This window comes from Achromobacter sp. RW408 (assembly GCF_003184165.1).
Lineage (GTDB): Bacteria > Pseudomonadota > Gammaproteobacteria > Burkholderiales > Burkholderiaceae_B > Achromobacter > Achromobacter xylosoxidans.
In genome coordinates this window covers 441,565-467,499 of record NZ_QHHO01000049.1, presented here as the reverse complement: position 1 = coordinate 467,499, position 25,935 = coordinate 441,565, and the positions used below count along the sequence as shown (strand labels likewise).

General features: G+C 66.8%; 28 protein-coding genes. 20 read left to right on the top strand and 8 right to left on the bottom strand.

The window, feature by feature from the left end:
- Positions 1-12: 12 nt before the first annotated feature.
- The 3 genes from DK459_RS21650 to purT all read right to left on the bottom strand — a co-directional run bounded on the left by DK459_RS21650 (position 13) and on the right by purT (position 3,750).
- Positions 13-1,587, bottom strand: a complete 1,575-nt coding sequence (locus tag DK459_RS21650; protein WP_006389891.1) for a cytochrome ubiquinol oxidase subunit I — start codon at positions 1,585-1,587, stop codon at positions 13-15.
- Between the two features lie 129 nt (positions 1,588-1,716).
- Positions 1,717-2,262: a GbsR/MarR family transcriptional regulator gene (locus tag DK459_RS21645; RefSeq protein WP_020925982.1), complete on the bottom strand. Its 546-nt coding sequence runs from the start codon at positions 2,260-2,262 to the stop codon at positions 1,717-1,719.
- A gap of 270 nt (positions 2,263-2,532) precedes the next feature.
- Positions 2,533-3,750: a formate-dependent phosphoribosylglycinamide formyltransferase gene (gene purT, locus DK459_RS21640; protein ID WP_006389889.1), complete on the bottom strand. Its 1,218-nt coding sequence runs from the start codon at positions 3,748-3,750 to the stop codon at positions 2,533-2,535.
- 105 nt (positions 3,751-3,855) lie between these two features.
- Here purT and DK459_RS21635 point away from each other — a divergent pair, with 105 nt between their 5' ends.
- From DK459_RS21635 to DK459_RS21595, 9 genes are all read left to right on the top strand, one after another.
- On the top strand, positions 3,856-4,845 hold the full coding sequence (locus DK459_RS21635; protein ID WP_006389888.1) for an SIS domain-containing protein: 990 nt from the start codon (positions 3,856-3,858) through the stop codon (positions 4,843-4,845).
- On the top strand, positions 4,842-5,450 hold the full coding sequence (locus DK459_RS21630) for an HAD family hydrolase (protein WP_006389886.1): 609 nt from the start codon (positions 4,842-4,844) through the stop codon (positions 5,448-5,450). Before DK459_RS21635 ends, DK459_RS21630 begins: the two co-directional genes overlap by 4 nt.
- A 30-nt stretch (positions 5,451-5,480) precedes the next feature.
- Positions 5,481-6,113 (top strand): LPS export ABC transporter periplasmic protein LptC, encoded by a 633-nt coding sequence (gene lptC / locus DK459_RS21625; RefSeq protein ID WP_006389885.1) that lies wholly within the window; start codon positions 5,481-5,483, stop codon positions 6,111-6,113.
- Complete coding sequence (gene lptA / locus DK459_RS21620) at positions 6,110-6,751, top strand: lipopolysaccharide transport periplasmic protein LptA (protein ID WP_006389884.1); 642 nt, start codon at positions 6,110-6,112, stop codon at positions 6,749-6,751. Before lptC ends, lptA begins: the two co-directional genes overlap by 4 nt.
- 32 nt (positions 6,752-6,783) lie before the next feature.
- Complete coding sequence (lptB, locus tag DK459_RS21615; protein WP_035184247.1) at positions 6,784-7,578, top strand: LPS export ABC transporter ATP-binding protein; 795 nt, start codon at positions 6,784-6,786, stop codon at positions 7,576-7,578.
- A 220-nt stretch (positions 7,579-7,798) separates the two neighbouring features.
- Positions 7,799-8,134 carry a ribosome hibernation-promoting factor, HPF/YfiA family gene (hpf, locus tag DK459_RS21610; RefSeq protein WP_006389882.1) on the top strand — a complete coding sequence of 112 codons (336 nt, stop codon included), beginning with the start codon at positions 7,799-7,801 and terminating at the stop codon, positions 8,132-8,134.
- A gap of 386 nt (positions 8,135-8,520) precedes the next feature.
- Complete coding sequence (locus tag DK459_RS21605; RefSeq protein WP_006389881.1) at positions 8,521-8,976, top strand: PTS sugar transporter subunit IIA; 456 nt, start codon at positions 8,521-8,523, stop codon at positions 8,974-8,976.
- Positions 8,977-8,995: 19 nt separating this feature from the next.
- Positions 8,996-9,922, top strand: coding sequence for an HPr(Ser) kinase/phosphatase (gene hprK, locus DK459_RS21600; protein WP_006216298.1), 927 nt, complete (start codon positions 8,996-8,998; stop codon positions 9,920-9,922).
- Positions 9,923-9,943: 21 nt separating this feature from the next.
- Complete coding sequence (locus tag DK459_RS21595; protein ID WP_026382130.1) at positions 9,944-11,377, top strand: PLP-dependent aminotransferase family protein; 1,434 nt, start codon at positions 9,944-9,946, stop codon at positions 11,375-11,377.
- Here DK459_RS21595 and DK459_RS21590 read toward each other — a convergent pair whose 3' ends face one another.
- Both DK459_RS21590 and DK459_RS21585 read right to left on the bottom strand, forming a co-directional pair.
- Positions 11,378-12,661: a cytochrome c gene (locus DK459_RS21590; protein ID WP_110135051.1), complete on the bottom strand. Its 1,284-nt coding sequence runs from the start codon at positions 12,659-12,661 to the stop codon at positions 11,378-11,380.
- A gap of 11 nt (positions 12,662-12,672) precedes the next feature.
- Entirely contained in the window at positions 12,673-13,428 is a 756-nt protein-coding gene (locus DK459_RS21585) for a c-type cytochrome (protein WP_110135050.1), read from the bottom strand.
- Between the two features lie 199 nt (positions 13,429-13,627).
- Between DK459_RS21585 and rapZ the strand changes: the two genes are divergently transcribed.
- Both rapZ and DK459_RS21575 read left to right on the top strand, forming a co-directional pair.
- On the top strand, positions 13,628-14,500 hold the full coding sequence (rapZ, locus tag DK459_RS21580) for an RNase adapter RapZ (protein WP_006389877.1): 873 nt from the start codon (positions 13,628-13,630) through the stop codon (positions 14,498-14,500).
- A complete protein-coding gene (locus tag DK459_RS21575) occupies positions 14,497-15,453 on the top strand; it encodes a septal ring lytic transglycosylase RlpA family protein (protein ID WP_024070668.1) in 957 nt (318 codons plus the stop codon). Before rapZ ends, DK459_RS21575 begins: the two co-directional genes overlap by 4 nt.
- A gap of 4 nt (positions 15,454-15,457) precedes the next feature.
- Here DK459_RS21575 and DK459_RS21570 read toward each other — a convergent pair whose 3' ends face one another.
- Together DK459_RS21570 and rsmI are read right to left on the bottom strand one after the other, a co-directional pair.
- Positions 15,458-16,075, bottom strand: coding sequence for a methylated-DNA--[protein]-cysteine S-methyltransferase (locus tag DK459_RS21570; RefSeq protein WP_006389871.1), 618 nt, complete (start codon positions 16,073-16,075; stop codon positions 15,458-15,460).
- A gap of 3 nt (positions 16,076-16,078) precedes the next feature.
- On the bottom strand, positions 16,079-17,008 hold the full coding sequence (rsmI, locus tag DK459_RS21565) for a 16S rRNA (cytidine(1402)-2'-O)-methyltransferase (protein WP_054448928.1): 930 nt from the start codon (positions 17,006-17,008) through the stop codon (positions 16,079-16,081).
- 66 nt (positions 17,009-17,074) lie between these two features.
- Here rsmI and DK459_RS21560 point away from each other — a divergent pair, with 66 nt between their 5' ends.
- The 4 genes from DK459_RS21560 to DK459_RS21545 are packed head-to-tail and all read left to right on the top strand — an operon-like array spanning position 17,075 to position 19,412.
- Complete coding sequence (locus DK459_RS21560; RefSeq protein WP_020925974.1) at positions 17,075-17,554, top strand: YraN family protein; 480 nt, start codon at positions 17,075-17,077, stop codon at positions 17,552-17,554.
- 30 nt (positions 17,555-17,584) lie between these two features.
- The gene (locus DK459_RS21555; protein WP_006389868.1) at positions 17,585-18,178 is read left to right on the top strand and encodes a phosphoheptose isomerase; all 594 of its coding nucleotides are present in this window, start codon (positions 17,585-17,587) and stop codon (positions 18,176-18,178) included.
- Entirely contained in the window at positions 18,175-18,921 is a 747-nt protein-coding gene (locus tag DK459_RS21550) for a BON domain-containing protein (RefSeq protein ID WP_006389867.1), read from the top strand. Before DK459_RS21555 ends, DK459_RS21550 begins: the two co-directional genes overlap by 4 nt.
- The gene (locus tag DK459_RS21545; protein WP_006389866.1) at positions 18,918-19,412 is read left to right on the top strand and encodes a peroxiredoxin; all 495 of its coding nucleotides are present in this window, start codon (positions 18,918-18,920) and stop codon (positions 19,410-19,412) included. The genes DK459_RS21550 and DK459_RS21545 overlap by 4 nt, the downstream gene beginning before the upstream one ends.
- A gap of 201 nt (positions 19,413-19,613) precedes the next feature.
- Here the strand turns inward: DK459_RS21545 and DK459_RS21540 are convergent, their stop codons facing one another.
- Positions 19,614-20,402, bottom strand: coding sequence for a MetQ/NlpA family ABC transporter substrate-binding protein (locus tag DK459_RS21540; RefSeq protein ID WP_006389865.1), 789 nt, complete (start codon positions 20,400-20,402; stop codon positions 19,614-19,616).
- Positions 20,403-20,737: 335 nt separating this feature from the next.
- On the opposite strand from DK459_RS21540, the gene argB reads away from it, so the two are divergent.
- The 5 genes from argB (at position 20,738) to DK459_RS21515 (ending at position 25,859) form a co-directional block, all read left to right on the top strand.
- The gene (gene argB / locus DK459_RS21535) at positions 20,738-21,640 is read left to right on the top strand and encodes an acetylglutamate kinase (protein ID WP_026382124.1); all 903 of its coding nucleotides are present in this window, start codon (positions 20,738-20,740) and stop codon (positions 21,638-21,640) included.
- On the top strand, positions 21,640-22,386 hold the full coding sequence (locus tag DK459_RS21530) for a pyrimidine 5'-nucleotidase (protein WP_006389863.1): 747 nt from the start codon (positions 21,640-21,642) through the stop codon (positions 22,384-22,386). The genes argB and DK459_RS21530 overlap by 1 nt, the downstream gene beginning before the upstream one ends.
- 55 nt (positions 22,387-22,441) lie before the next feature.
- Positions 22,442-23,017 carry a nucleoid occlusion factor SlmA gene (gene slmA / locus DK459_RS21525; RefSeq protein ID WP_006389862.1) on the top strand — a complete coding sequence of 192 codons (576 nt, stop codon included), beginning with the start codon at positions 22,442-22,444 and terminating at the stop codon, positions 23,015-23,017.
- Positions 23,018-23,303: 286 nt separating this feature from the next.
- Positions 23,304-24,797, top strand: coding sequence for a DASS family sodium-coupled anion symporter (locus DK459_RS21520; RefSeq protein ID WP_006389861.1), 1,494 nt, complete (start codon positions 23,304-23,306; stop codon positions 24,795-24,797).
- 12 nt (positions 24,798-24,809) lie between these two features.
- Entirely contained in the window at positions 24,810-25,859 is a 1,050-nt protein-coding gene (locus tag DK459_RS21515; RefSeq protein WP_110135049.1) for an Ldh family oxidoreductase, read from the top strand.
- Positions 25,860-25,935: the final 76 nt, after the last annotated feature.

Genomic DNA, 25,935 nt, shown 5'->3' with positions numbered 1-25,935 from the left:
GTTTCTCTCCCCTTAAGCGCGCACGGCGGCGTGGACGGGATCGGCGGCGGCGCTGGCCGGGGCCGGCGCGTCGGACTTCGGGCCCTTGCGCACGGCGTGCAGCATGACCTTCACGCCAATGATCAGCAGCGCGGTGTACAGCACCAGGAAGATCGTCAGGCTGATGGCCAGGTCGGCGATAGTCAGGCCCGATGCCGCGTAGTACGTCGGCAGCACGCCTTCGATCACCCACGGCTGGCGGCCGTACTCGGCCACGAACCAGCCGCTCTCGATGGCGACCCAGGGCAGGGGCAGGCTCCACAGCGCCACCTTCAGCAGGCCGCGACGGCTGTCCAGGCGGCCGCGCGAGGCCAGCCAGAACGCCACGCCGAAGAACAGGATCAGGTACATGCCCACGGCCACCATGATGCGGAACGCCCAGAACAGCGGCGCCACGTTCGGCACGGTATCCACCGCGGCCTTCTTGATGTCTTCCTCGGTGACCTTGCTCATGTCTGGCTGGTAGCGCTTGACCAGCAGCGCGTAGCCGAGATCGGGCCAGGTGCGGTCGAACACCATGCGCGCGTCGACGTCCTTGGGATTGGCGCGTATCTTCTGCAGCGCATCGTACGCCACCATGCCGTCGCGAATGCGGTTCTCGGCCCGCAGGATCAGGTCGTTGATGCCCAGCAGCGGCGTCGTCAGCGAACGCGTGCCGATGATGCCCATGACGTAGGGGATCTCGATGGCGAAGTCGTTCTTGCGTTCGGCCTGGTTGGGCAGCGCGATCAGGTTGAAGGACGCGGGCGCCGGCTCGGTGTGCCACATGGATTCCATGGCCGCGATCTTCATCTTCTGGTGCTCGGTGGTGAGATAACCGCTTTCGTCACCCAGCACCACCACCGACAGCGCAGAAGCCAGGCCGAAGCTGGCGGCCACCGCCATCGAGCGCTTGGCCAGGTCGGTGTGGCGGCCCTTGAGCAGGTACCAGGCGCTGATCGCCATGACGAACATGGCGCCCGCGACGTAGCCCGCGCTGACCGTGTGCACGAACTTGGCCTGCGCCACCGGGTTGAAGATCACCGCGGCGAAGTCGGTCATTTCCATGCGCATGGTGTCGGGGTTGAACACCGCGCCCACCGGGTTCTGCATCCAGCCGTTGGCGATCAGGATCCATAGCGCCGAGAAGTTGGTGCCGAACGCCACCAGCCAGGTCACCACCAGGTGGCTGACCTTGGACATGCGGTTCCAGCCGAAGAAGAACAGGCCGACGAAGGTGGCTTCCAGGAAGAAGGCCATCAGCCCTTCGAGCGCCAGCGGCGCGCCGAAGATGTCGCCCACGTAGTGGCTGTAGTACGACCAGTTCATGCCGAACTGGAACTCCATGACCACGCCCGTGGCCACGCCCAGCGCGAAGTTGATGCCGAACAGGGTGCCCCAGAACATTGTCATCCGCTTCCAGATGGGGCGGCCAGTCATGACGTACACGCTCTCCATGATGGCCAGGATGAACGACAGGCCGAGCGTGAGGGGGACGAAGAGGAAGTGGTACAGCGCGGTCGCGGCAAACTGGAATCGCGACAGGTTGACGACGTCGAGATCAATCATTGAGGCGCTCCCTTGCAGGTGAGTAGCCACAGCAACCGGCATGGTTCCCAGGCCGACTCTGGCGCCATGATAAGGGCGTTGTATACAGCTTCATAGAGGTTTCCTGAAAAAAACGGGGCAGATCAAAAATCAACCCTTGCCCCGCAACTTGCCGGCGAAGCCCAGCACTTTCTGCACCTTCGAACCCAGTTTCATCAGGTTCTGCAGTGTCTCCGGCGGCAGACGTTGAACCTCATCGAACCATCCGGTGGACAGTTCGATGAGCTCCAGCATTTCGGTCATGCGCTGCTGGGCGTAGGCGCCATCGGGCCCGCTCGGGGGCTCGAGCAGCGTGTCGCGCAGCAGGGTCAGGGTGGGATCGATCTCGCGCTTGCGCTTTTCTTCCATGAGGATGCGGAAGATCTCCCACACATCCTTGGGGGTCTCGAAGTAGTCGCGGCGGTCGCCGACCTGGTGCACCAGCTTCACCAGGCGCCAGGATTGCAGCTCCTTCAGGCCCAGGCTGACGTTCGAGCGGGAAAAGCCGAGCGTTTCGGCGATGTCGTCGGCATGCAGGGGCTGGGGCGCCAGGAACAGCAAGGCGTAGATCTGGCCGACGGTGCGGTTCACGCCCCAACGGCTACCCATTTCGCCGAAGTGCAGGACGAAACGTTCGTTTTGGGGGGTAAGCACCATGAGGAATCCAGGCCGACAAATGCAACGGCGCAAACATAAATAGTTACGCCGTTTTCAGAAATTCCTGAAATTATCGAACAAACTGTGCGAAAACACAAACCACACTCCCGGTGGGGGCAAGATCGCAAGCGCAGCGTATTCAACCGCTTTCGCCGTGGATTCAATCGGCGTTTGTTGCGGCCGAACGACGAAAAAAAGCCACCGGCCGGTGGGGGCGGTGGCGGGAAACAACGGGAAGCCGGGCGCCAAGCGCCCGGGAAAGCGGGAAGGTCAGCCGGCCTTGACGGTCACGGCGGCGGAAACGCGCTTGGCCTTGGCACGGGCCGCCGCGACGTCGCCCGCCACGGCCAGGCCCACGCCCATGCGGCGCTTGACGAAGGATTCGGGTTTGCCGAACAGGCGGATGTCGGTGCCGGGCTCGGCCAGGGCCTGCGCCACGTTGTGGAACGACACGGCCTGGGCGTCGACACCGCCATAGATGACGCTGCTGGCGCCGGGCTGGCGCAGCGAGGTGTCCACCGGCAGCCCCAGCAGGGCCCGGGCGTGCAGCTCGAATTCGTTCTGAGCCTGGGTGATCATGGTGACCATGCCCGTATCGTGCGGCCGCGGGCTCACTTCCGAAAACCAGACCTGGTCACCGGCCACGAAAAGTTCGACACCGAAGATGCCCAGCCCGCCCAATTCCGCCGTGACCGCCGACGCGATCTCGCGGGCCCGCGCCAGCGCGGCCGGCGACATGGGATGCGGCTGCCAGCTTTCGACATAGTCGCCGTCGACCTGCTTGTGGCCGATCGGCTCGCAATAGCGGGTCTCGACCTGGCCGTCGGCGCCGCGCGCCCGGACGGTCAACAGGGTGATCTCGTAGTCGAAGCGAATGAATCCCTCGACGATGGCGCGGCCGCCCCCGACCCGGCCGCCTTCCTGGGCGTAGCGCCAGGCGGACGCGACCTCTTCGGGCGCCTTGATGAGGGACTGGCCCTTGCCGGACGAGGACATGACCGGCTTGATGACGCAGGGATAGCCGATGCCGCCATCGATGGCCTGGCGCAACTCGTCTTCCGTGTCGACGAAGGCATAGGGCGACGTGGGCAGGCCCAGGGTCTCGGCCGCCAGGCGGCGGATGCCCTCGCGGTTCATGGTCAGTTGCGCCGCCCGGGCGGTCGGCGTGACCCGCGCCACGCCGGCCGATTCGAGCTGCACCAGCAAATTGGTGGCAATGGCCTCGATTTCGGGGACAATAACGTGCGGCTGCTCCTGCCGGATGACCTTTTCCAGGGCTTCGGGATCCGTCATCGACACCACGTGCGCGCGATGCGCCACCTGGTGTCCGGGTGCGTCCGCATACCGGTCCACCGCAATGACTTCCACGCCCAGCCGCTGCAGGGCGATGATGACCTCTTTGCCCAGTTCGCCCGACCCGAGCAGCATGACGCGGGTGGCCAGGGGGGACAGGGGCGTGCCGAGGACGGGACTGGGAATGCTGGACATGGAGCGGGCCTGGAAAGGAAAGAGTGATAGCCGGATGAAAGAGCCGCCAGGATGCCATACCCCCCAGCCCGGGGCAAACCCGCAACCTGATATTAAAATCCCCTGATGACCGACCATCCCACCACATCGTCCGAGACCGCGCTGGCATCTGCGCGCAGGACGTTGCAAATCGAAAGCCAGGGCATCCTGGACCTGTCCGCCCGGCTCGACGACAGCTTCGCGCAGGTCGTCGCCATGCTGCTGGCCTGCCGCGGCCGCGTCGTGGTCAGCGGCATCGGCAAGACCGGCCATGTGGCCCGCAAGATCGCGGCGACGCTGGCCTCCACCGGCACGCCCGCCTTCTTCGTGCACGCCGCCGAGGCGGTGCACGGCGACCTGGGCATGATCACCCGCGACGACGTCCTGATCGCCATTTCGTACTCCGGCTCCGGCCAGGAATTGCTGACCATCCTGCCTGTCGCCCGCCGCATGGGCGCGGGCCTGGTCGCCATCACGGGCAATCCGCAGTCCGAACTGGCCCTGCTGGCCGATGTCCACCTGGACGCCAGCGTGGCCCAGGAAGCGTGCCCCCTGAACCTGGCGCCCACTGCCAGCACCACGGCCGCCCTGGCGCTGGGCGACGCCCTGGCGGTGGCCTGCCTCGAAGCGCGCGGCTTCGGCCCGCAGGATTTCGCCCGCTCGCATCCTGGCGGCGCCCTCGGCCGCCGCCTGCTGACCCACGTGCGCAACGTCATGCGCCAGGGCGACGCCCTGCCCGTGGTGGCCCTGGGCACGCCGGTGGCGCAGGCACTCGAGGTCATGTCCGCCAAAGGCATGGGCATGACGGTCGTATGCGACCCGCAGCGCCGCCCCGTGGGCATCTTCACCGACGGCGACCTGCGTCGCCTGATCGCACGCTACGGCGACATCCGCAGCCTGAACGTCGAGGCCGGCATGACACGCTCGCCGCGCAGCATCAACCCGGACGCGCTGGCCGTCGAGGCCGCGCGCCAGATGGACGAACTGCGGCTCAATCACATGCTGGTGCTGGATGCCGATGGCAGCCTGCTCGGCGCCCTGCACATGCACGACCTGATGGCCGCCAAAGTGGTATGACTATGACTCTTCCTCCCTCGATCACCCACCCCGCCGAAGCGCTGGTCCTGGCCCGCATCCCGCCGGGCGTGCGCGAACGCGCCGCCGCCGTGCGCCTGATGGTCTTCGACGTGGACGGCGTGCTCACCGACGGCAGCCTGTATTACGGGGAAAGCGGCGAAGTGCAGAAACGCTTCCATGCGCTGGACGGCCACGGGCTGCGCCTGCTGATGGAAGGCGGCCTGAAGGTCGCTCTGATGACCGGCCGCTCCGGCCCGATCGTGGCGCGCCGCGCCGCCGAACTGGGCATTTCCGAGATCATGCAGGGCGTGCGCGACAAGGGTGCCGCATTGGCCGAACTTGCGCAGCGCAGCGCGGTCCAACTGAACCAGACCGGCTACATGGGCGACGACATCATCGACCTGCCGGCAATGCAACGCGCGGGCTTCGCCGCCAGCGTGCCGAATGCGCCGGGCTATGTCAGCCAGGCGGCCCACTGGATCGCCACGCAACCTGGCGGCGGTGGCGCGGTCCGCGAGTGCTGCGACCTGCTGCTGGCTTCCCAGGGCCGGCTGGGCGGATTCCTGGCCGCGCCGGGGCTGCTCGGCCCGGGCGCCATCCAGTAAGCGCGCCCCCAACCTCGCTTCGCACACCTGATGAAAGATCGTTTCCCTTCCCTGATCGCGCTGTTCCTGCTGCTGGTGCTGGTCGCCAGCACGTATTGGGCCGCCGACTACGCGCAACGGGCCATCCAGACGGATCCGCCGCGCCGCGTCACGCACGAAATGGACGCCTGGTCGCGCAATTTCGTGATGCTGCGCACCGACCCGACCGGTCGCCCCATCAACCGGCTGGAAGGCGATTACGCCGAGCATTTCCCCGACGACGATTCGTACCACATCACCCAACCGCGGGCCGTCGGCCAGCGCGAAGCCAGTCCCATCACCGTGGGCGTGTCCAAGACCGCCGTCATGGAGCAGGGCGGCAAGCGCATCGTCATGAATGGCGACGCCCACGTGCACCGCCAGCCCGACGCCAACAACGACGTGCTGGACGTGCGCAGCCAACAGCTGATCCTGCTGCCCGACGAAGACGTGGTGTACACCGACCTGCCGGCCGAGGTCATCAAGGGACGCTCGCGCATGAACGGCAAGGGTATGCACTACAACAACAAGACACGCCAACTGCAGGTATCGGCCTCCACGGACGTGGAGATCGCCGGCTCGGAGAACAAGCCGCGCCGCCAGGCCGACAGCCCTGCCAACACCTCTGACCAGAAGAAACCATGACCGACTTCCGGATTCGCATTGCCCCCACCACGCGCCTGCTGGGCGCGGTGCTGTTGATGGCATCGGCGGTTGCGCCGGCGCTCGCCGCCGACCCCAAGCCGGCCGCCGGCGCAAGCAAGACCGCGCCCGCCGAGGAACCCACCACCACGATCCTGTCGGATACGCTGCACTACGACGACGTGAAAAAGCAGAGCGTCTTCACGGGCAACGTCAACATGACGCGCGGCCTGATGACGCTCACCTCCGACAATCTGGAAATGCGCGAAGACGCCGCGGGCAACCAGTACGGCACGGCGACCGCCAACAAGGGCAAGGTCGTGACCATCCGCCAGGAACGTCCCGAGAACTTCGAACTGATCGAAGGCAAGGGCCTGCGCGCCGAATACGACGGCACCAAGAGCACCTTCGACCTGATCGGCCAGGCCGTGGTGGTGCGCTATGTCTGTGGCAAGCCGTTTGACACGATTCGCGGCGACCGGGTGCGTTACAACGAGAAAAGCGGCACCTACGAGGCCCAGGGCGGCCCGAACTCGTCGGCCGCCGGCGGTCGGGTGCGCTCGGTGGCCGAGCCGCGCGCCAAGTCCGATGCCGCGATCGCCGAGTGCCGCAAGCAGCAAGAATCGAAGAAGGGGCGCTGAAGCGCCTCCCACGTTATCCACACGCAGCCACGATGAACCAACCCTCTGTGCAGACTCCCGTGACCTCCGCCCCTTCGGGCGTCAAGCAGGGCAGCCTGCGCGCAACCGGCTTGCGCAAGACCTACAACGGCCGCACCGTGGTGCAGGACGTGTCCCTGTCCGTCTCCAGCGGCGAAGTGGTCGGCCTGCTCGGCCCCAACGGCGCGGGCAAGACCACCAGCTTCTACATGATCGTCGGGCTGGTGCCGGCCGACGCCGGCCGCATCGAGATCGACGGCTCGGTGATCACCGCGATGCCGATCCACAAGCGCGCCCGCATGGGGCTGTCGTACCTGCCCCAGGACGCCTCGGTGTTCCGGCGCCTGACGGTCGAGCAGAACATCCGCGCCGTGCTCGAATTGCAATTGGGGCCGGACGGCCGCACGCTGTCCACGCCCAAGATCAATGAACAGATGGAACTGCTGCTCGAAGAGCTGCAGATCGGCCATATCCGCAGCAACGCCGCCATCTCGCTGTCGGGCGGCGAGCGCCGCCGGGTCGAAATCGCGCGCGCGCTGGCCACCAGCCCGCGCTTCATCCTTCTGGACGAGCCCTTCGCGGGCGTGGACCCGATCGCCGTGATCGAGATCCAGCGCATCGTGCGTTTCCTGAAGGGCCGCGGCATCGGCGTGCTGATCACCGACCACAACGTGCGCGAAACGCTGGGCATCTGCGACCGCGCCTACATCATCAGCGAAGGCAAGGTGCTGACCGACGGTCACCCCGACGAAATCGTCGGCGATCCGGCCGTTCGGCGCGTCTACCTGGGCGAACACTTCCGCATGTAACACCCCGATTGGGGAAAGTCCCAGGGTCCGCGACGGCCCCTGGGGCACGCCCCTGGGCGGCCGCCATGAAAATGCCATGAACTTGCGCTAGGTCAGCTTGTTTTATCGGCCCGAGTCTATACACTAGTATCAAACGAACCCCTCGAACAAGGAGAACGCCTAACGACCCCACCGCGCCTTCCGCGCACCATTTTTTCCTCTTTTAGAAGGAGAGCACACTATGAACCTGAGCATCTGCGGTCGTCACCTCGACGTCACCCCGGCCATCCGGGAATATGTCATGAACAAACTGGCGCGAGTGCTGCGGCATTTCGATCACGTCATCGATACCCAGGTCATGCTCTCAGTAGAGCCCCTGCGGCACAGAGCCGAAATCACCATGCGTCTTAGTGGCAAGGACATTCATTGTGAAGCAACCGATGAAAACCTCTACGCCGCGATCGACCTTCTTGCTGACAAAGTCGACCGTCAGGTCATCAAGCACAAGGACAAGGTACGAAGCCACTCGGCAGAGTCCGTGAAGCGGCAAGCGGCGAGCCTCTCGCCAACCCAGTAACAACGCGCTTCATGATCCGCTCGCCGTGCGAGCCAGGAAACAGCAATCGTTGAATCCTGCCTAAGTCCCGGTGTCCCGCTAGACGCATCGTCCAGCCGGGGCATCGGCAAACTCCTTCCCTCAGTCCCCTTCTCTTTGTCCCCCGATTCCCCGGCACATGGCCGCGGAGCGCCGTGTACTCCCCGAATATCCGCTCGCAGCGAGCACGCCATACCGTGCTGGTATACCTACCTGCGCACGAAGAATGCCCACAACGCGGCGCTATCGGTCTATGCTGTCGCTCTCGTGCCGGGAGCGGCGGCCTGATCCAGGAGGGTGCGGACCGCCAGGAAAGTGCCCCCACCGGAGTTTTTTTGCAGTGCGTCATATAACCCTATAATGACCCGATGAATCATTTGTCGCGCATCCTTCCCGCCGGCAACGTCGTCCTCGATATGCTCGCTACGAGCAAGAAACGCGCGTTCGAACAGGCTGGCCTCCTCTTTGAAAACAACCACGGCTTGGCACGCGCGCTCGTGTTCGACAGCCTGTTTGCACGGGAACGCCTGGGCTCGACGGCACTGGGCCAGGGCGTTGCCGTGCCGCACGGCCGGGTCAAGGGCCTGGAGCAGGCGCTGGCCGCCTTCATCCGCCTGGCGCAGCCCATCACGTTCGACGCACCGGACGGCCAGCCCGTCTCGATGCTGCTCTGTCTGCTGGTGCCGGAAACCGCCACGCAACAACACCTGGACATCCTGGCCGAACTGGCGCAACTGATGTCCAACAAGGCCCTGCGCGAGGCCCTGGCCACCGAGCCGGATCCGGCCGTCGTGCACAAGATGCTCACCACCGGCCAACTCTGACCCTCGCGGAAACGCTGCCATGCTCACGGTGCAGGAACTCGTCGACGACAACGCCGACAAAATCCCCTTCAACTGGATTTCCGGCCAGGGGGCCGCGGACCGCGCGATTCCCGATGACGGCATGGCGGCCGCCGACCTGGTGGGCCACCTGAACCTGATCCACCCGTCGCGCATCCAGGTGTTCGGCCAGGAGGAACTGGCGTACTACACGCGCTTCGACCTGCGCCGCCGCATGCACCACATGGACGAGTTGCTGATCGGCGGCGTGCCGGCCATCCTGCTGGCCGACGGCCTGACGCCGCCGCAGGATCTGGTGGACCAATGCGACCAGCACCAGGTGCCGCTGCTGTCCACTCCCGTGGCGGCCGCGCAGCTGATCGACCTGCTGCGCATCTACCTGGGCAAGAAGCTCGCGCCCACCACCACCGTGCATGGCGTGTTCCTGGACGTGCTGGGCCTGGGCGTGCTCATCACCGGCGAATCCGGCCTGGGCAAGAGCGAACTGGCGCTGGAGCTGATTTCGCGCGGCCACGGCCTGGTGGCCGACGACGCGGTCGAATTCTCGCGCACCGCGCCCAACATGATCGAAGGCCACTGCCCGCAGCTGCTGCAGAACCTGCTGGAAGTGCGCGGCCTGGGCCTGCTGGATATCCGCACCATCTTCGGCGAGACCTCGGTGCGACGCAAGATGCGCCTGAAGCTGATCGTGCACCTGGTGCGCGCCACCGCGCAGGACAAGTTCGAACGCCTGCCGCTGCAGGACATCACCCAGGACATGCTGGGCCTGCCCGTGCGCAAGGTCATGCTGCAGGTGGCCGCCGGCCGCAACCTGGCGGTGCTGGTCGAAGCCGCCGTGCGCAACACCATCCTGAAGCTGCGCGGCATCGACACCCTGGGCGAATTCATGGAACGCCAGGCCATGGCGATCCTGCAAAGCAGCAAATAACGCGCGTCGCCCCGCGGCACCGTGAGCCTGTACGAGAAACTCGCCAACGAGATCGCCAAGTCGATCCGCGACGGCGTGCTGCGCGTGGGCGACAAGCTGCCCTCGGTGCGCGATGCCTGTTCCAGCCGCGGCGTCAGTCCGTCGACGGTATTCCAGGCCTATTACCTGCTGGAAGCGCGCGGCCTGGTCCGCGCCCGCCCCCGCTCCGGCTACTACGTCAATGCGCGCGACGACAGTCTGCCGCCCGAACCTGACACGTCCTGTCCCGACGGCGAATCGACCGAGCTGGCGATCAGCGAGCGCATCTTCGACATCCTCGATTCCGTGCGCAACCGCGACGTCACGCCGCTGGGCTCGGCCTTTCCGTCGCCGCTGCTGTTCCCGCTGCCGCGGCTGGCCCAGGCCATGTCGGCCCATCTCAAGCGCCAGGACCCGCTGGACACGATAGAAGACCTGTCGCCCGGCAACCCCGGCCTGCGCCGGCAGATCGCGCTGCGCTACCTGATCGCCGGCATCAACGTGCCGGCCAACGACATCGTGGTCACCAATGGCGCGCTGGAAGCGCTCAACCTGTGCCTGCAGGCCGTGGCCGAACCGGGCGACACGGTCATCGTCGAAGCGCCGACCTTCTACGGCGCCCTGCAGGCGCTGGAGCGCCACGGCCTGAAAGCGCTGGAAGTGCCCACGCATCCGCGCACCGGCGTGGACCTGGAGGCCATGGAAACGGCGATCAAGCGCCACCGGCCCAAGGCCTGCTGGCTGATGACGCAGTTCCAGAATCCGCTGGGCAGCCTGATGCCCGAGGAAAAGAAGCGGCAGCTGGTCGAGCTGCTGGCGCGCCACGAAATCGCGTTGATCGAGGACGACGTCTACGGCGAGCTGTACTTCGGCGCGGCCCGGCCGGTGCCTGCCAAGGCCTTCGACAAGCACGGGCTGGTGCTGCACTGTTCGTCGTTCTCCAAGTGCCTGGCGCCGGGCTACCGCATCGGCTGGGCCAGCGCCGGCCGTTATACGCAGCGCGTGCAGCGCCTGAAACTGTCGTCCACCCTGTCGGCGTCCGGTCCGGCCCAGGGCGCGCTCGCCGAATACCTGGAGCAAGGCGGCTACGACCGCCACCTGCGCCGGCTGCGCGAAACGCTGCAGGCCCAGCAGGACCTGATGGCCAATGCGATCGCGCGCGAGTTTCCCGCCGGGACCCGCGTGACGCGTCCGCAGGGCGGTTTCTTCCTGTGGCTGGAAATGCCCGCGGCGGTGGACGCGCTGGCGCTGCACCGGCAGGCGCTGGCGCGCGGCATCAGCGTGGCGCCGGGACCGATCTTCTCGGCCAGCGGGCAATTCGGCAACGCCCTGCGGCTGAACTACGGCCATCCATGGGACGACGGCAAGGCTGACGCCGTCCGCGTCCTGGGCGAGATGGCGCGCGCGGCCTGCAGCCAGGCGACGCGGCCCTCCTGATCAGTTGCGGGTTGAGGCGGCGCGGGCGCGCTTGACCTCCAGCGGCGTCACGCCCCCCGCCTGGTTGCCCCAGCTGTTGCGGATGTAGGACACCAGCATGGCGACATCATTGTCATTGAGCAGTTGGCCGAACGGCGGCATGCCGTGGGGCCGCGGATTGGCCGCGGTAGCCGGCGCGAAGCCGCCATCCAGCACCATGCGTATGGCATTGAGCGGAGACGGCGCCGTCACGGTCGGGTTGCCGGCCAGCGCGGGCCAGGCGCCCGCGCTGCCCTCGCCCGCCGGCTGGTGGCACTGCGCGCATTGCTGGCGGTAGATCTTGCCGCCAAGCTCCATCGCCGCGGGCGCGACCGCGGCGCTCGCGACCGCGGCCGGCGCCGGAGTCGACGGCAACGATTTGAGATACACGCCCATCGCCAGCGCGTCGGCATCGCTCAGGTGCTGCGTGCTGCCCAGCACCACCTCGGCCATGGGGCCGCTGGCGCTGGAGTGGGCCGCGATGCCGGTGCGCAGCAGCGCCGCGATGTCTTCGGCCGACCAGCGCCCCAGGCCCGTCTGCGGATCGTTGGTCAAGGGCGGCGCATACCAGTCCAGCATGGGAATGATGCCGCCAGCCAGGCCGTCGGCCGCGCGCGTCGCGCCCAGGCTGTTGCGCGGCGCATGGCAGGCGGCGCAGTGACCCAGGCCCTCGACCAGGTAGCGTCCGCGGTTCCACTGGGTCGACTGGCCCGGATCGGCCTCCTGCACGCCAGGGCGGAAATACAGGGCGCGCCACGCCGCCAGCAGGATGCGCTGGTCGTACGGGAAATCGAGTTCCGGCGCGCGGCTCGGCCGTTCGACCGGCGTGACCGTACGCAGATAGGCGAACAGGGCGTCCGAGTCGGCACGCGTGACGCGGGTGTATTCGGTGTACGGGAAGGCCGGATACAACAGCGTGCCGTCGCGCGACTTGCCGTTGTGCAGCGCTTGCCAGAAATCATCCGCGCTCCAGGCGCCGATGCCGGTCTTCTCGTCGGGCGTGATGTTGGGGCCGTAGATCGTGCCGAATGGCGTCGGAATGGCGGTGCCTCCGGCATACGCCTGGCCCCCGCGCGCGGTATGGCAGGCCATGCAATTGCCGGCCAGGGCGAGGTAGCGGCCGCGCTCGATGCGCTGCTGCGGATCGGCCGGCGCCTCGGTCGGGCCGGTGCTGGCATCGTCGCGCGTGCCTTGCCAATAGAGAATGCCGACCGCCAACGCGGCCAGCGCCAACAGGATGCCGAGGAGTCGCTTCATCAGTTTCATGGCGTGCCCCCTCAACGCTGCACCTGGCTGCCGCACTCGGCTGGCAGGCGCAGGGAACCGGCCGGTTCGGGCGCATAGTCGTCAGCCACCGGCTGCGACGACAGCCAGGCCGCCAGGGCGCCGATGTCCGCGGGCGTGAGTTTGTGGGCAACGTCGGCCATGCAATCGGGCGCGGCGGCGCGGCGCAGGCCGTTCTTCCAGCTGCCGATCTGCGAGCTGATGTAGTCGCGCGGCAAGCCCAGCAATCCGGGAACGGCGGGCAACAAGCCGCCCAACGAGGCGCCGTGACAGGACGCACAGGCCGGCAGGCCGCGGGCGGCATCGCCGCCGAGCGCCAGCCTGCGGCCGGCTTCCAGCGTGGCGGCGGACACCTCGGCGCGCACCGGCGGCGGATACGGCACGTGCTGCGCCGCGAAGTAGCCGGCCATTTCGTGCAGATAGGCATCCGGCAGGCCCGCCAGCAGGTGCGCCATGGGCCGGTACTGGCGCCGGTCGTCGCGGAAATTGAGCAGTTGGTGGTAGAGGTATTCCTGCGGCTTGCCGGCCAGGCGCGGGTAATAACCGTCGGCGCCGGCGCGGCCCTGCTCGCCGTGACAGGCCGTACAGGCCGCCACCCGGGCCGCCATGGTGCCGGGCTGCAATACCTGGGGCGTGTCCTGGGCCAGCACGGGGGCTGCGGAAAAGGCCACAACGGCGGCGGCCAGAAGCCGGGATTTTGCCCAAAACCGTGGCAGTGAAACACTACGAAAGGAAATGAAGGCTAACATCTAGGGCCAGTTAACACTAAGTCGAACCAACCCCGGAAGCGCATGGCGGCGGGGCGCGTAGATGAATCTCGGTCGTGTGCCGGTGCCCAAGCTTACGCCAGGGGCGGTAAAACGGTACAGGCGCAGATCCGCAGTTTACGGCCATATCAGATGCCGACCCGCCGGCATCCTCCCGGAAAAGCGTGCCACAATCATGTCCATGTTGAAAGTCGTCCTCGTCACCGGCATCTCAGGCTCAGGCAAGTCCGTCGCCCTGCGCATGCTCGAGGACGCCAGCTACACCTGCGTCGACAACCTGCCGGTGCGGTTCCTGACTGAATTCATCGCCAATGCCCGTGACGACGGCCTGGAACGCGTGGCGGTCGCCATCGACGTGCGTTCGCCGGGCGAACTGGCCGAACTGCCGGACGTGGTCACCGCGCTGCGCGCCATGGGAACCAGCCTGCGCGTGGTGTTCCTGGATGCCAGCACCGACACCCTGGTGCAACGCTACTCCGAATCGCGCCGCCGCCATCCGCTGACCGACCGGCTGCAACGCGGCGGCACCGCCCCGTCGCTGACCGACTGCATCGCGCTCGAACGTGAACTGCTGGCGCCGCTGCGCGAGCAGGAACACGTCATCGACACCTCGGAACTCACCCCGGGCCAGCTGCGCGCGTGGATCCGCGACCTGATCCAGGCCGACCGCGCGCCGCTGGTGCTGACCTTCGAATCGTTCGCCTACAAGCGCGGCGTGCCGCGCGATGCCGACCTGGTGTTCGACGTGCGCTGCCTGCCGAACCCCTATTACGACCGCAACCTGCGTCCGCTGACCGGCCGCGACGAGCCCGTCGCCACCTGGCTGGCCGGTTATGAACAGGTGGGCCAGATGATCGACGACATCACCGGCTTCCTGAACCGCTGGCTGCCGCAATACACGCAAGACACCCGCAACTACCTGACGGTCGCCATCGGTTGCACCGGCGGCCAGCATCGTTCGGTCTACGTGGTCGAAGAGCTGGCCAAGCGCTTTGCCGACCACGACCCGCTGCTGGTGCGCCATCGCACCCAACTGCCCGACGAATCCGCATGATCCTGTCCCGCCCGCTCCATATCCTGATGATGCTGTTGCTGGCCATTGCCGTGGCCGGCTGCTCTTCCACCGGGGGACGCAAGAAAGGCGGCGGGTACTACAAGGACGATGGCCCGGACGCCAATCCGCCGTCCAACCTGGACCAGGTTCCGGACGCGGTGCCGCGCATCGAGCCCTACGCCAGCGGCGCCAACCGGCCGTATGTGGTGTTCGGCCAGCGCTACGTGCCGGATACCAGCGGCCAGCCCTACAAGCGCCAGGGCATCGCCTCGTGGTACGGCAAGAAGTTCCACGGCAACTCCACTTCCATCGGCGAACCGTACGACATGTACGCCATGACGGCGGCCCACACCACGCTGCCGATCCCGAGCTACGCGCGCGTCACCAGCCTGGTCAACGGCAAGACCATCGTCGTGCGAGTCAATGACCGCGGGCCATTCCACAGCGACCGCATCATGGACCTGTCGTACGTGGCGGCCTACAAGCTGGGCATCATCGGGCCGGGCAGCGGCCAGGTGGTGGTCGAGAGCATCGGACAGGACGAGATCCGCCGCCTGGCCTCGCAGGGCACGCCGGCGCCGATGCCCGCCTCGGCGACCGGCTCCACGCCGGTGGCCACACCCGTTGCCGCCGCGCCGGTGGCGCTGGAACCCCAGCCGCTGGCGCAGCAGCCCGCGCCCGCGCCGGGCAGCGCGCCGGTGCGCCCGATGGGCGCGGCCGGCAGCGTCTACCTGCAGGTGGGCGCATTCAGCCAGCCGGCCAACGCGCAATCACTGGTCAGCCGCATCAATACGCAGCTGGGCGCCGAGGGCGCGCCAGCGGCCGCGGTGGAGCAGGCCAACAACCTTTACCGCGTCAAGATCGGGCCCTATCCGGATCGCCAGAGCGCCTTGAACGCGGTACAGCTGGTGTCCGACCGCCTCGGCATCACCCCCAGCATCGCCGCGCAATAACGGCCTACCTTGCCGGCGGCCAGTCGAACGTCGGCAACTCGAACGGCAGTTGCGCCTGCCCGTCGCAAACCCGCCGCGCGCGCGGATTGCGGCTCAGGTACTGGCTGCCTTCGTGCTTGAGCAGCGCCTGCTTGCGCGGCAGGCCGCCGCCAAACCCGGTCAGTGAGGTGTCCGCGCCGATCACGCGATGGCAGGGGATGATGATACTGACCGGATTGCGCCCGACCGCGCCGCCGATCGCCTGGGCCCCCTTGGGACGCCCCACGACGCGCGCCAGTTCGCCATAACTGGCAAGCTGGCCGAAATCCAGCGTGCACAGGGCGCGCCAGACCTCGTGCTGGAACGGCGTGCCGACCGGATCGAGCGCCACGTCGAAATCGCGGCGCTCGCCGGCATACCACTGGTCCAGTTCGCGCCGCGCCTGTTCCAGGATGGGATCCGATTCGTCGAGCACCCAGCCGTCGGCCGGGGGCAGCGACATCTGGTCGGTGAACCAGGCGCCGCGCAGGCCCCTGGCGCTGGCCACCAGCCGCATTTCACCCAAAGGCGTGGGCATGTCCCGATAGACCACGCGTTCGGCCGCTTCGCCGGGACGCTTGCGTGCCTGTGCGATGTAGATCATGGCTTACGAATTCTTGCGGGCCAGGGCCCGGTTGTACAGGACGTCGCGCGACAGGCCGGTGACCTTGGCCGCAACCTTCGAGGCATCGCGCAGCGACAGGGTTTCCAGCAGCGCGTCCAGCAACGCGTCGGCGCGCGGGTCGGCGTCTTCGTCGACCTCGCCACCCGCCTGGGCATGCGCGATCAGCACGAATTCCCCCTGCTCGCGATGCGGGTCGGCTGCCAGCCAGGCGGCGGCCTCGGACAGCGGGAACGTGGCGATCTCCTCGAAACGCTTGGTCAGTTCACGGGCCACCGTCACCAGGCGGGCGGGGCCACAGACCTCCAGCAGATCCGCCAGGGTCGCCGCGAGCCGATGCGGCGATTCGAACATCACCACCGGCGCGGGCAACGCGCACCAGGTGCGCAGCCAGCGCTGGCGGGCCGCGGCCTTGGATGGCGCAAAGCCGGCGAACGCGTATGCGGGATTTTCGTCGGTGGTGACGCCGCTGCCCATCAAGGCGGCGATCACCGCGCTGGGGCCGGGCACCGGCACCACGGCGAAACCGGCTTCACGCACCGCGCGCACCACGCGCGCCCCGGGGTCGCTGACCGCCGGCGCACCGGCGTCCGACACCAGCGCCACGCGCTGGCCCTGGGCCAGGCGTTCGCAGATGGCCTGCGCCGCCGCCGCTTCATTGTGTCGGTGAGCCGCCATCAGGGGCGTGCCGACGCCCCAGGCATCCAGCAGGGTGCGGCTGGCGCGGGTGTCTTCGGCCGCGATCACGTCGGCGCGCTGCAGCGCGTGCCAGGCCCGCAACCCCAGGTCGCCCAGATTGCCGATCGGCGTGGCCACCACATACAGCGTCGAGGCCGGCCAATGCTGCCCGGCCACGCGTTCAGCCACGCGGGCCCAGGCATCGTCGGCCACCGGGGGTGAGACATTTTGGTTCATTGCAGCCTACTTACACGGAAAACCATGCCAGTGTAGCCGCCATCGCCCCCCCGTTTCGGAACTGGCATGACGGTTGACACATTCGCTTTCGAGCTCGCCCTGGCGGCACGCCGCCGCGCCGAAAAACGCCGCCGCCGCGCGGCGCGACGCGCCGGCCCCGCGGACCGCCCGCCTCCCCGGCGCTCGCCCCGCCAACGCACCGGCGACGCCCATGAAGACGCCGCGCTGCGCCTGCTGCAGGCCGCCGGCCTGGTGCTGCTGGCGCGCAACCTGCACTGCCGCGCCGGCGAGATCGACCTGGCCATGCGTGAAGGCGACATCCTGGTGCTGGTCGAAGTGCGTTCACGCCAGGCAGACGCCTATGGCGGCGCGGCCGCCAGCATCGGCCGTGACAAACAGGCGCGGCTGGCGCGCGCGGCGGCCCACTGGCTGCCCGAGCTGGCCCGACGCCATTGGCGCGGCAGGCCGCCCGCGGTCCGCTTCGACGCCGTGCTCTTCGACGGCGGCCAGGTCCGGTGGCTACGCGCGGCGTTCGAGCTGCCTTGATCGGGCGCCGCCCGTGAGATAATCGCGGCCATGGATATGACCTCTCGAATGACGTCGCACTTTCGCGACGCCATGGCCACGTACGAACAAAGCATGAACGTGCTGGCCGAGCCGCTGGCGATCGCGGTGGACGTGCTGTTTGGCGCCCTGGCCAACAACGGCAAGATTCTGGCCTGCGGCAACGGCGGCTCGGCCGCCGACGCGCAACATTTCATCGCCGAACTGGTCGGCCGCTTCGAACGCGAACGCCTGCCCCTGGCCGGCATCGCCCTGAACACCGACACCTCGATCCTGACCGCCGTCGGCAATGACTACGGTTTCGACGAAGTGTTCGAACGCCAGGTCAACGCCTTTGGCCAGGCCGGCGACGTGCTGGTGGCCATTTCCACCAGCGGCAATTCGCCCAATGTGGTGCGCGCCATGGAGGCGGCCGCCAGCCGCGAAATGCACGTCCTGGCCCTGACCGGCAAGGGCGGCGGCGTCATGGGGGAACTCATCACGCCAATGGACGTCCATCTATGTGTTCCCAGCGATCGCACCATGCGCATCCAGGAAGTCCATATACTGCTGTTGCATGCGCTTTGCGACGGCATTGACGCTCTTCTGCTTGGAGACACCGAATGATTTCAGACGCCAGAACCGCCGCCCGCCCCCTGCTGCTCGCCGCGGCCCTGTCCGGCGCCGCGCTGTCGCTGTCGGCCTGCGCGCCCCTGATCGTGGGCGGCGCGGCCGCCACCACCGCCGTCGTCGTCACCGACCGGCGCACCTCGGGGATCCAGCTCGAAGACCAGAACATGGCCTTCAAGGCCCAGAAGCAGATCTCCGACAAGCTCGGCGACGCGGCGCGCGTCAACGCCATGGCGTACGGCGGCCACCTGCTGCTGACCGGAGACGTGCCCACCGAGGAAGCCAAGTCGCAGGCCACCGCCATCGCCCAGGGCGTCGAGAACGTCAAGCAGGTGGTCAACCAGCTCACCGTCGGTCCGATCGCGTCGTTCGGCGTGCGCTCGAACGACACCTGGCTGACGTCCAAGGCCAAGACCGCGCTGATCAACACCAAGTACGTGCCCTCCGGCACCATCGCCGTCACCACCGACCACAGCGTCGTCTACCTCATGGGCAAGGTGACGCAGGCCGAGGGCGACTACGCCGCCAACGCGGTGGCCGACCTCGGCGGCGTGGCAAAAGTGGTAAAACTGTTCGAGACCATCAGCCGCGAGGAAGCGATCCGCCTGTCCAGCAGCGGCAGCAAGTCGACCACCACGGAAACCAAGGCCCCCATCGAAAGCGGCGCGGGCGCTGCCGACAGCGGCAGCAGCGCGCCCAGCAGCGGTGGCAGTGCCGTAGAAGCGATGCCCATCAAATGAAAAAAGCCATCGTAGCCCTGGCCGTCCTGGTGGCGGTCGGCGTCGGCGCCTGGTTCACCCTGCGCCCCACGCAAACCGCGCCCGACGTGACCTTCACCACGCTGGAGGGCAAGACCTTCTCCATGCAGGACCTGCGCGGCAAGGTGGTCCTGGTGAAGTTCTGGGCCACCAGCTGTGTCACCTGTGTCAAGCAGATGCCGGAAACCATCTCGGCCTACAACGAGTACGCGGGCAAGGGCTACGAGGCCATCGCGGTCGCCATGGACTACGACCCGCCCAACTACGTGCTGAACTTCAGCGAAAGCCGCAAGCTGCCGTTCCCGGTGGCGCTGGACACCAAGGGCAACATCGCCCGCGCCTTTGGCGACATCCGCCTGACGCCCACGGCATTCCTGATCGACAAACAGGGACGCATTATCAAGCGCTACCTGGGCGAATACGACGTGGCCGAATTCCATGCCACCGTCGAGAAGGCACTGGCCGCGGGCTGAACCCCGGTCCGCTTGGCCGCCGCCATGAACCGCCCGCCTGCCGGGCGGTTTTCATTTGGCCGCGGGCGGCCCGCCGGCCTCGGCCACACCCCGGGCCGATCCCCGCCGCCCCCCTGGCCCCACGTCCGAAGCCAGCGCCTGGCCCAAAAAAAAGAAACCGCCCGCATGATGCGGGCGGTTTCGGCAGGGGAAGCGTCGCGATCAGAACGCCGGCACCACGGCGCCCTTGTATTTCTCGACGATGAACTTCTTCACCTCGGGCGAATGCAGCGCATTGACCAGCTTCTTGATTCCCGGCGCGTCCTTGTTGTCCGAGCGGGTCACCAGGATGTTGGCGTACGGCGAATCCGAGCCCTCGATGAACAGCGCGTCCTTGGTCGGCACCAGGCCGGCTTCGAGCGCGTAGTTGGTGTTGATCAGGGCCAGGTCGACGTCGTCCAGCGAGCGCGGCAGCATGGCGGCCTCGAGTTCGCGGAACTTCAGCTTCTTGGGGTTATCGGTCACGTCCGCGGCGGTCGCCAGGATGTTGGAGGGATCCTTCAGCTTGATGACGCCCTGCTTCTGCAGCAGCACCAGCGCGCGCCCGCCATTGGACGGATCGTTCGGGATGGCGACGGTGGCGCCGTCCTTCAGTTCGGCCAGGCTCTTGATCTTCTTGGAGTAACCGCCGAACGGCTCCACGTGCACCAGGGCGACCGGCACCAGCGTGGCCTTGCGGTCCTTGTTGAAGGTATCCAGGTACGGCTTGTGCTGGAAGAAGTTGGCATCGAGCTGCTTGTCGGCCAGTTGCAGGTTGGGCTGCACGTAGTCGTTGAACACCTTGATGTCGAGTTCCACGCCTTCCTTGGCCAGCTGCGGCTTGACCACTTCCAGGATCTCGGCATGCGGCACCTGGGTGGCGCCCACCACGATCTTTTCGGCATGGGCGGCGGTGGCTGCCACCAGCAGGGCCGACGCCACCAGGGCGGAACGGACGAAATTCAAACGCATGAGTTGCCTCTTTTATAGGTAGAAATTTGGGGGCATATGCCCGGCCGGTGTGGAGATTCCCCCTTGTGAGGGGTGCTCCGTTGCGAAAACGCCCCCAATTTACCCGAATGCCGGTTATTTGTCGGGCATAACAACATGGGTTTAAAGCATAAGCAACCTGCGGGTACTACAATCCGTCGTATGCTTGCGCTACCGCGTTGCCAACGCGTTCCTGTGCAGGCATTTTTTTACTGCCGGACCCCACGCCCCCACGGGGGGCAATGCCTGTCCGCCATCGCTGGCGCGGGCTTTCAACCTCTAACTTTCATACCCTACTTATTGCCGACTTAGCTGCCATGACCGACACCCCCGACCCTGCTGCCGTCTCGTCTCCCGCTGTCAAAGCCGCGGTGCTCTCCGAAGCGCTGCCTTATATCCGACGATTCCACGGCAAAACCATCGTGGTCAAGTACGGCGGCAACGCCATGACGGAAGAGCGCCTGCAGCGCAGCTTCGCGCATGACGTGGTGTTGCTCAAGCTGGTGGGTCTGAATCCGGTGGTGGTGCACGGCGGCGGCCCGCAGATCGACGACGCGCTGCGCCGCATCGGCAAGCAGGGCACCTTCATCCAGGGCATGCGCGTCACCGATGCCGAGACCATGGAAGTGGTCGAATGGGTGCTGGGCGGCCAGGTCCAGCAAGACATCGTCATGATGATCAACGAGGTCGGCGGCAAGGCCGTGGGCCTGACCGGCAAGGACGGCGGACTGATCCAGGCCCAGAAGAAGCTGATGGCCAACAAGGAAAACCCGGCCGAACCGATCGACATCGGTTTCGTCGGCGACATCACCCTGGTCGAGCCGGCGGTGGTCAAGGCCCTGCAGGACGACCAGTTCATTCCGGTCATCTCGCCCATCGGCTACGGTGAAGACGGCACCGCCTACAACATCAACGCCGACGTCGTCGCCGGCAAGATGGCCGAAGTGCTGGGCGCCGAAAAGCTGCTGATGCTGACCAACACCCCGGGCGTGCTGGACAAGGGCGGCAAGCTGCTGCGCAGCCTGTCGGCCCAGACCATCGACGAGCTGTTCGCCGACGGCACCATCTCGGGCGGCATGCTGCCCAAGATCTCGTCGGCGCTGGATGCCGCCAAGAATGGCGTCAATTCGGTGCACATCGTCGACGGCCGCGTGCCGCACTGCCTGTTGCTGGAAATCCTGACCGACCAAGGCGTTGGCACGATGATCAGCTCGCACTGATGCGAGCGCTGCGCACCCTGCTGCGGCCGGCGGTGCGCCAGCGCCGCTCGCGCCGCACGACCACGGACGCCCCCGGGCGCCTGTGGTTGTTCGACCTGGACAACACGCTGCACGATACGTCGCATGCGATCTTCCCTCGAATCGACCATGGCATGACCATGGCGGTGGCCGAGGCGCTGGAGGTCGACGTCGACACCGCCAATGCCGTGCGCAAGCAGTACTGGCAGCGCTATGGCGCCACGATGATCGGCATGGTCCGGCACCATGGCGTGGACCCGCATGTCTTCCTGCATCGCAGCCATGATTTCGACGTCAATCCGCTCGTGCGCGCCGAAAAGGCGCTGGCGTACAAGCTGAAGCAACTGCCCGGGCGCAAGGTACTGCTGACCAACGCGCCGCTGCATTACGCGCGCGCGGTGCTGCGGCGGCTGGGCATCCTGCGCCAGTTCGACAGCCTGTGGGCCATCGAGCACATGCGCCTGCATGGCGAATTCCGCCCCAAGCCATCGCCGGCGCTGCTGCGCTACGTGCTGGCGCGCGAAGGCGTGCCGGCGCGCCAGGCGGTGCTGGTGGAAGACACCCTTGCCAATCTGCGCGGCGCGCGCCGCGCCGGGCTGCGCACGGTGCATGTGTTCCATCCCGGCACCCCGTTTGCGCGCGGCCGCGCGCAACGGCCGGCCTACGTCGACTTGCGGGTAAACTCCGTCAGTGATTTGCTGCTGCGCCGGCGCCCCTTGCGGGGTTGATCGCCGACGCGCCTTCCCTCCTCCACCGTCAGCCTGCGTAACACCAGACCCGTCCATGGCGAGCAAACCCGGCGAGCGCAAGACCCAGATTCTGCAGACCCTGGCCGAGATGCTGGAGCAGCCGCACGCCTCGCGCATCACCACGGCGGCGCTGGCCGCGCGCCTGGCGGTATCGGAAGCCGCGCTTTATCGGCATTTCGCCAGCAAGGCGCAGATGTTCGAAGGGCTGATCGAATTCATCGAAACCAGCATCTTCACGCTGGTGAACCAGATCGCCATCGCCGAGCCCTATGGCCTGTCGCAGGCGCACCAGACGGTGTCGATGCTGCTGACGTTCTCGGAACGTAATCGAGGCATGACGCGGGTGCTGACGGGTGACGCCCTGGTCACCGAGGACAATCGCCTGCAGGAACGGATCAACCACATCAACGACCGCATCGAGGCGTCGTTGAAGCAATCGCTGCGTATCGCCGTGACCGACGGCGGCCTGCCGCCCGAGGCCAACGTGGCCGCGCACGCCAGCCTGCTGACGCACCTGGTGCTGGGCCGCTGGCTGCGCTATGCGCAGAGCGGCTGGCGCGTGGCGCCCACGCTGCACCTGGACGAGCAATTGCGCCTGGCGTTGGGCTGATCTCATTCGCGCCATAACACGAACGAATTAACTGCCTCGCACGGGTGGTGTTGCAGTATTTGTTTGTTTTTATGCAACATTCGCAGGGTTGCGATTTTTGCCGGCCGACGAGCATAATCTCCGGAGCGGGTTTCCGACAAGCATGATTGTCCGCCGAATTGACACGTATCAATACGGGTTTTCCTTAATGCCGTCACGATCATTCTGTAGCGTCGACACTTCGCTTTGATCCAGCCCAAGGCTTGGCAACGGGGTGTCGTCAGTTTGACCTCAACCGGAGATGGATATGACTGCGGAAACCGCTGTCCCTGCCTCGCAAGCCCCCAAGAAAACCAAAATCCCGATCGGCCTGGTCGCCGGCTTCATCGTCATGATCGGCGTGCTGATGCTGCCCTTGCCGGCCGACCTGCCCGTTGCCGGCCATCGCATGCTGGCGATCCTGGCGTTCGCGGTGGTGGTGTGGATCACGGAAGCCGTGTCCTACGAAGCCAGCGCGATCATGATCACGACGCTGATGGCCTTCCTGCTGGGCACCGCGCCCACCATCAAGGATCCGCAGGTGGTCTACGGCACGTCGGCCGCCATCAGCATGGCGCTGACCGGCTTCGCCAACTCGGCGCTGGCGCTGGTCACCGGCGCCCTGTTCATCGCCGCGGCCATGACCTTCACCGGACTGGATCGGCGCATCGCGCTGGTGACGCTGTCCAAGGTCGGAACCAGCACGCGGCGCATCCTGATCGGATGTATCGCCGTGACCATCGTGCTGAGCCTGGTAGTGCCCAGCGCGACCGCCCGCAGCGCGGCCGTGGTGCCCATCATGATGGGCGTGATCGCGGCCTTCGGCGTGGACAAGCGCTCGAACATCGCCGCCGGCATCATGATCATCGTGGCGCAGGCCACCAGCATCTGGAACGTGGGCATCCAGACCGCGGCCGCGCAGAACCTGCTGACGGTCGGCTTCATGGAAAAGATGCTGGGCCAGCGCGTGGCCTGGTCGGACTGGCTGATCGCCGGCGCGCCCTGGTCGCTGATCATGTCGGCGGTGTTGATCATCATTGTGCTCAAGCTGCTGCCGCCGGAAAGCGACAGCATCGCGGGGGGCAAGGAAGCCGTCGAGAAATCGCTGCTTGAACTGGGGCCCATGACGGGCGCGCAAAAGCGCCTGATGGCCGTGTCGGTCATGCTGCTGCTGTTCTGGTCGACCGAAGGCAAGCTGCACAAGTTCGACACCACCTCCACCACCTACTTCGGCCTGGTGCTGCTGCTGTTGCCGCGCTTTGGCGTGATGACGTGGAAAGACGTGCAATCGCGCATTCCATGGGGCACCGTGATCGTCTTCGGCGTCGGCATCAGCCTGGGCACCGCGCTGCTGACCACGCAGGCCGGCCAATGGCTGGGCAACCAGGTGGTGGCGCACACCGGCCTGGACCATCTCGGCCCGCTGGCCATCTTCGCGATCCTGTCGGCCTTCCTGATCATCATCCACCTGGGGTTCGCCAGCGCCACCGCGCTGACCTCGGCGATGCTGCCGATCCTGATCTCGGTGCTGGCCACGCTGCCGGGCGACTTCAGCCGCCTGGGCATGACCATGCTGCTGGGCTTCGTGGTGAGCTATGGCTTCATCCTGCCGATCAACGCGCCGCAGAACATGGTGTGCCTGGGCACGGAAACCTTCAACGCCAAGCAGTTCGCCAAGGTCGGCATCCTGGTCACCATCATCGGCTACGCGCTGATGATGCTGATGGGCATGACCTACTGGCGCTGGCTGGGCTGGCTGTAAGGAGACCGCATCATGAAGATCTCCATTGCCCAAGCCAATGAATACGGCCGTCGCGTGCTGATGGCGCAAGGCGTGCCGGAAGATATCGCGCGCGACGTGGCCGAGCACCTGGTGGAGTCCGACCGCGTGGGCTACACCAGCCACGGCCTGTCCATCCTGACCAACTATCGGCGTGTGCTGGCCGAAGGCCTGGCGCAGGCCGACGGCCGCCCCGAACTGCTCAACGACCGTGGCGCCATGCTGGCCTACGACGGCCACAACGGCCTGGGCCAGTACGTGGGCAAGGTCGTGATCGAGCAGGCCATCGAGCGCACGCAGGCGCACGGCCAGTGCATCCTGACGCTGCGCCGCAGCCATCACCTGGGCCGCATGGGCCACTACGGCGAGATGGTGGCGGCCAAGGGCCTGATCCTGCTGGCCTTCACCAACGTGATCAACCGTGCCCCCACGGTGGCGCCTTTTGGCGGCGCGCGCGCCTGCCTGACGACCAATCCGCTGTGCTTTGCCGGCCCGTTGCCGGGCGGCCGCCCGCCGTTCATCGTCGACATGGCGACCAGCTCGATCGCGGTGAACAAGGCGCGCGTGCTGGCGGCCAAGGGCGAGCAGGCGCCGCCGGGCTCGCTGATCGACGCGCAAGGCAATCCGACCACGGATCCGGGCGCGCTGTTCACCGATCCGCCGGGCGCGCTGCTGCCGTTCGGCGGCCACAAGGGTTACGCGATGGGCCTGGTGGCCGAGCTGCTGGCGGGCGTGCTGTCCGGCGGCGGCACGATCCAGCCGGAACACCCGCGCAACGGAGTGGCCACGAACAATATGTTCGCGCTGCTGCTGGATCCGCAGGTGGACTTCAATACGGACTGGCGCTCGATGGAAGTGGGCGCGTTCATCGACTACCTGCATGCCTGCCCGCCCCAACCGGGCGTGGATGGGGTTCAGTACCCGGGCGAGTATGAAGCCCGCAATCGGGAGCTGAACGCGGATTCGCTGGAATTTGCGCCGCCCATCTGGGAGGGGTTGAAGAAGCTGGCCGCGGACGTTGGGGTGGCTGACGCGTTGCCTTGATGGTTGCAGGATGGTTGTGTTTTGCGGGCGGCTCAAGGGTTCTTGAGCCGCCCGTTGCGTTGGCGGGCGGGGGCGG

What these genes read in the sequence shown, in the direction of transcription:
- DK459_RS21650 (WP_006389891.1), bottom strand. Translation starts at nt 1,587, where the DNA reads ATGATTGATCTCGACGTCGTCAACCTGTCGCGATTCCAGTTTGCCGCG.
- DK459_RS21645 (WP_020925982.1), bottom strand. Translation starts at nt 2,262, where the DNA reads ATGGTGCTTACCCCCCAAAACGAACGTTTCGTCCTGCACTTCGGCGAA.
- purT (WP_006389889.1), bottom strand. Translation starts at nt 3,750, where the DNA reads ATGTCCAGCATTCCCAGTCCCGTCCTCGGCACGCCCCTGTCCCCCCTG.
- DK459_RS21635 (WP_006389888.1), top strand. Translation starts at nt 3,856, where the DNA reads ATGACCGACCATCCCACCACATCGTCCGAGACCGCGCTGGCATCTGCG.
- DK459_RS21630 (WP_006389886.1), top strand. Translation starts at nt 4,842, where the DNA reads ATGACTATGACTCTTCCTCCCTCGATCACCCACCCCGCCGAAGCGCTG.
- lptC (WP_006389885.1), top strand. Translation starts at nt 5,481, where the DNA reads ATGAAAGATCGTTTCCCTTCCCTGATCGCGCTGTTCCTGCTGCTGGTG.
- lptA (WP_006389884.1), top strand. Translation starts at nt 6,110, where the DNA reads ATGACCGACTTCCGGATTCGCATTGCCCCCACCACGCGCCTGCTGGGC.
- lptB (WP_035184247.1), top strand. Translation starts at nt 6,784, where the DNA reads ATGAACCAACCCTCTGTGCAGACTCCCGTGACCTCCGCCCCTTCGGGC.
- hpf (WP_006389882.1), top strand. Translation starts at nt 7,799, where the DNA reads ATGAACCTGAGCATCTGCGGTCGTCACCTCGACGTCACCCCGGCCATC.
- DK459_RS21605 (WP_006389881.1), top strand. Translation starts at nt 8,521, where the DNA reads ATGAATCATTTGTCGCGCATCCTTCCCGCCGGCAACGTCGTCCTCGAT.
- hprK (WP_006216298.1), top strand. Translation starts at nt 8,996, where the DNA reads ATGCTCACGGTGCAGGAACTCGTCGACGACAACGCCGACAAAATCCCC.
- DK459_RS21590 (WP_110135051.1), bottom strand. Translation starts at nt 12,661, where the DNA reads ATGAAACTGATGAAGCGACTCCTCGGCATCCTGTTGGCGCTGGCCGCG.
- DK459_RS21585 (WP_110135050.1), bottom strand. Translation starts at nt 13,428, where the DNA reads ATGTTAGCCTTCATTTCCTTTCGTAGTGTTTCACTGCCACGGTTTTGG.
- rapZ (WP_006389877.1), top strand. Translation starts at nt 13,628, where the DNA reads ATGTTGAAAGTCGTCCTCGTCACCGGCATCTCAGGCTCAGGCAAGTCC.
- DK459_RS21575 (WP_024070668.1), top strand. Translation starts at nt 14,497, where the DNA reads ATGATCCTGTCCCGCCCGCTCCATATCCTGATGATGCTGTTGCTGGCC.
- DK459_RS21570 (WP_006389871.1), bottom strand. Translation starts at nt 16,075, where the DNA reads ATGATCTACATCGCACAGGCACGCAAGCGTCCCGGCGAAGCGGCCGAA.
- rsmI (WP_054448928.1), bottom strand. Translation starts at nt 17,008, where the DNA reads ATGAACCAAAATGTCTCACCCCCGGTGGCCGACGATGCCTGGGCCCGC.
- DK459_RS21560 (WP_020925974.1), top strand. Translation starts at nt 17,075, where the DNA reads ATGACGGTTGACACATTCGCTTTCGAGCTCGCCCTGGCGGCACGCCGC.
- DK459_RS21555 (WP_006389868.1), top strand. Translation starts at nt 17,585, where the DNA reads ATGGATATGACCTCTCGAATGACGTCGCACTTTCGCGACGCCATGGCC.
- DK459_RS21550 (WP_006389867.1), top strand. Translation starts at nt 18,175, where the DNA reads ATGATTTCAGACGCCAGAACCGCCGCCCGCCCCCTGCTGCTCGCCGCG.
- DK459_RS21545 (WP_006389866.1), top strand. Translation starts at nt 18,918, where the DNA reads ATGAAAAAAGCCATCGTAGCCCTGGCCGTCCTGGTGGCGGTCGGCGTC.
- DK459_RS21540 (WP_006389865.1), bottom strand. Translation starts at nt 20,402, where the DNA reads ATGCGTTTGAATTTCGTCCGTTCCGCCCTGGTGGCGTCGGCCCTGCTG.
- argB (WP_026382124.1), top strand. Translation starts at nt 20,738, where the DNA reads ATGACCGACACCCCCGACCCTGCTGCCGTCTCGTCTCCCGCTGTCAAA.
- DK459_RS21530 (WP_006389863.1), top strand. Translation starts at nt 21,640, where the DNA reads ATGCGAGCGCTGCGCACCCTGCTGCGGCCGGCGGTGCGCCAGCGCCGC.
- slmA (WP_006389862.1), top strand. Translation starts at nt 22,442, where the DNA reads ATGGCGAGCAAACCCGGCGAGCGCAAGACCCAGATTCTGCAGACCCTG.
- DK459_RS21520 (WP_006389861.1), top strand. Translation starts at nt 23,304, where the DNA reads ATGACTGCGGAAACCGCTGTCCCTGCCTCGCAAGCCCCCAAGAAAACC.
- DK459_RS21515 (WP_110135049.1), top strand. Translation starts at nt 24,810, where the DNA reads ATGAAGATCTCCATTGCCCAAGCCAATGAATACGGCCGTCGCGTGCTG.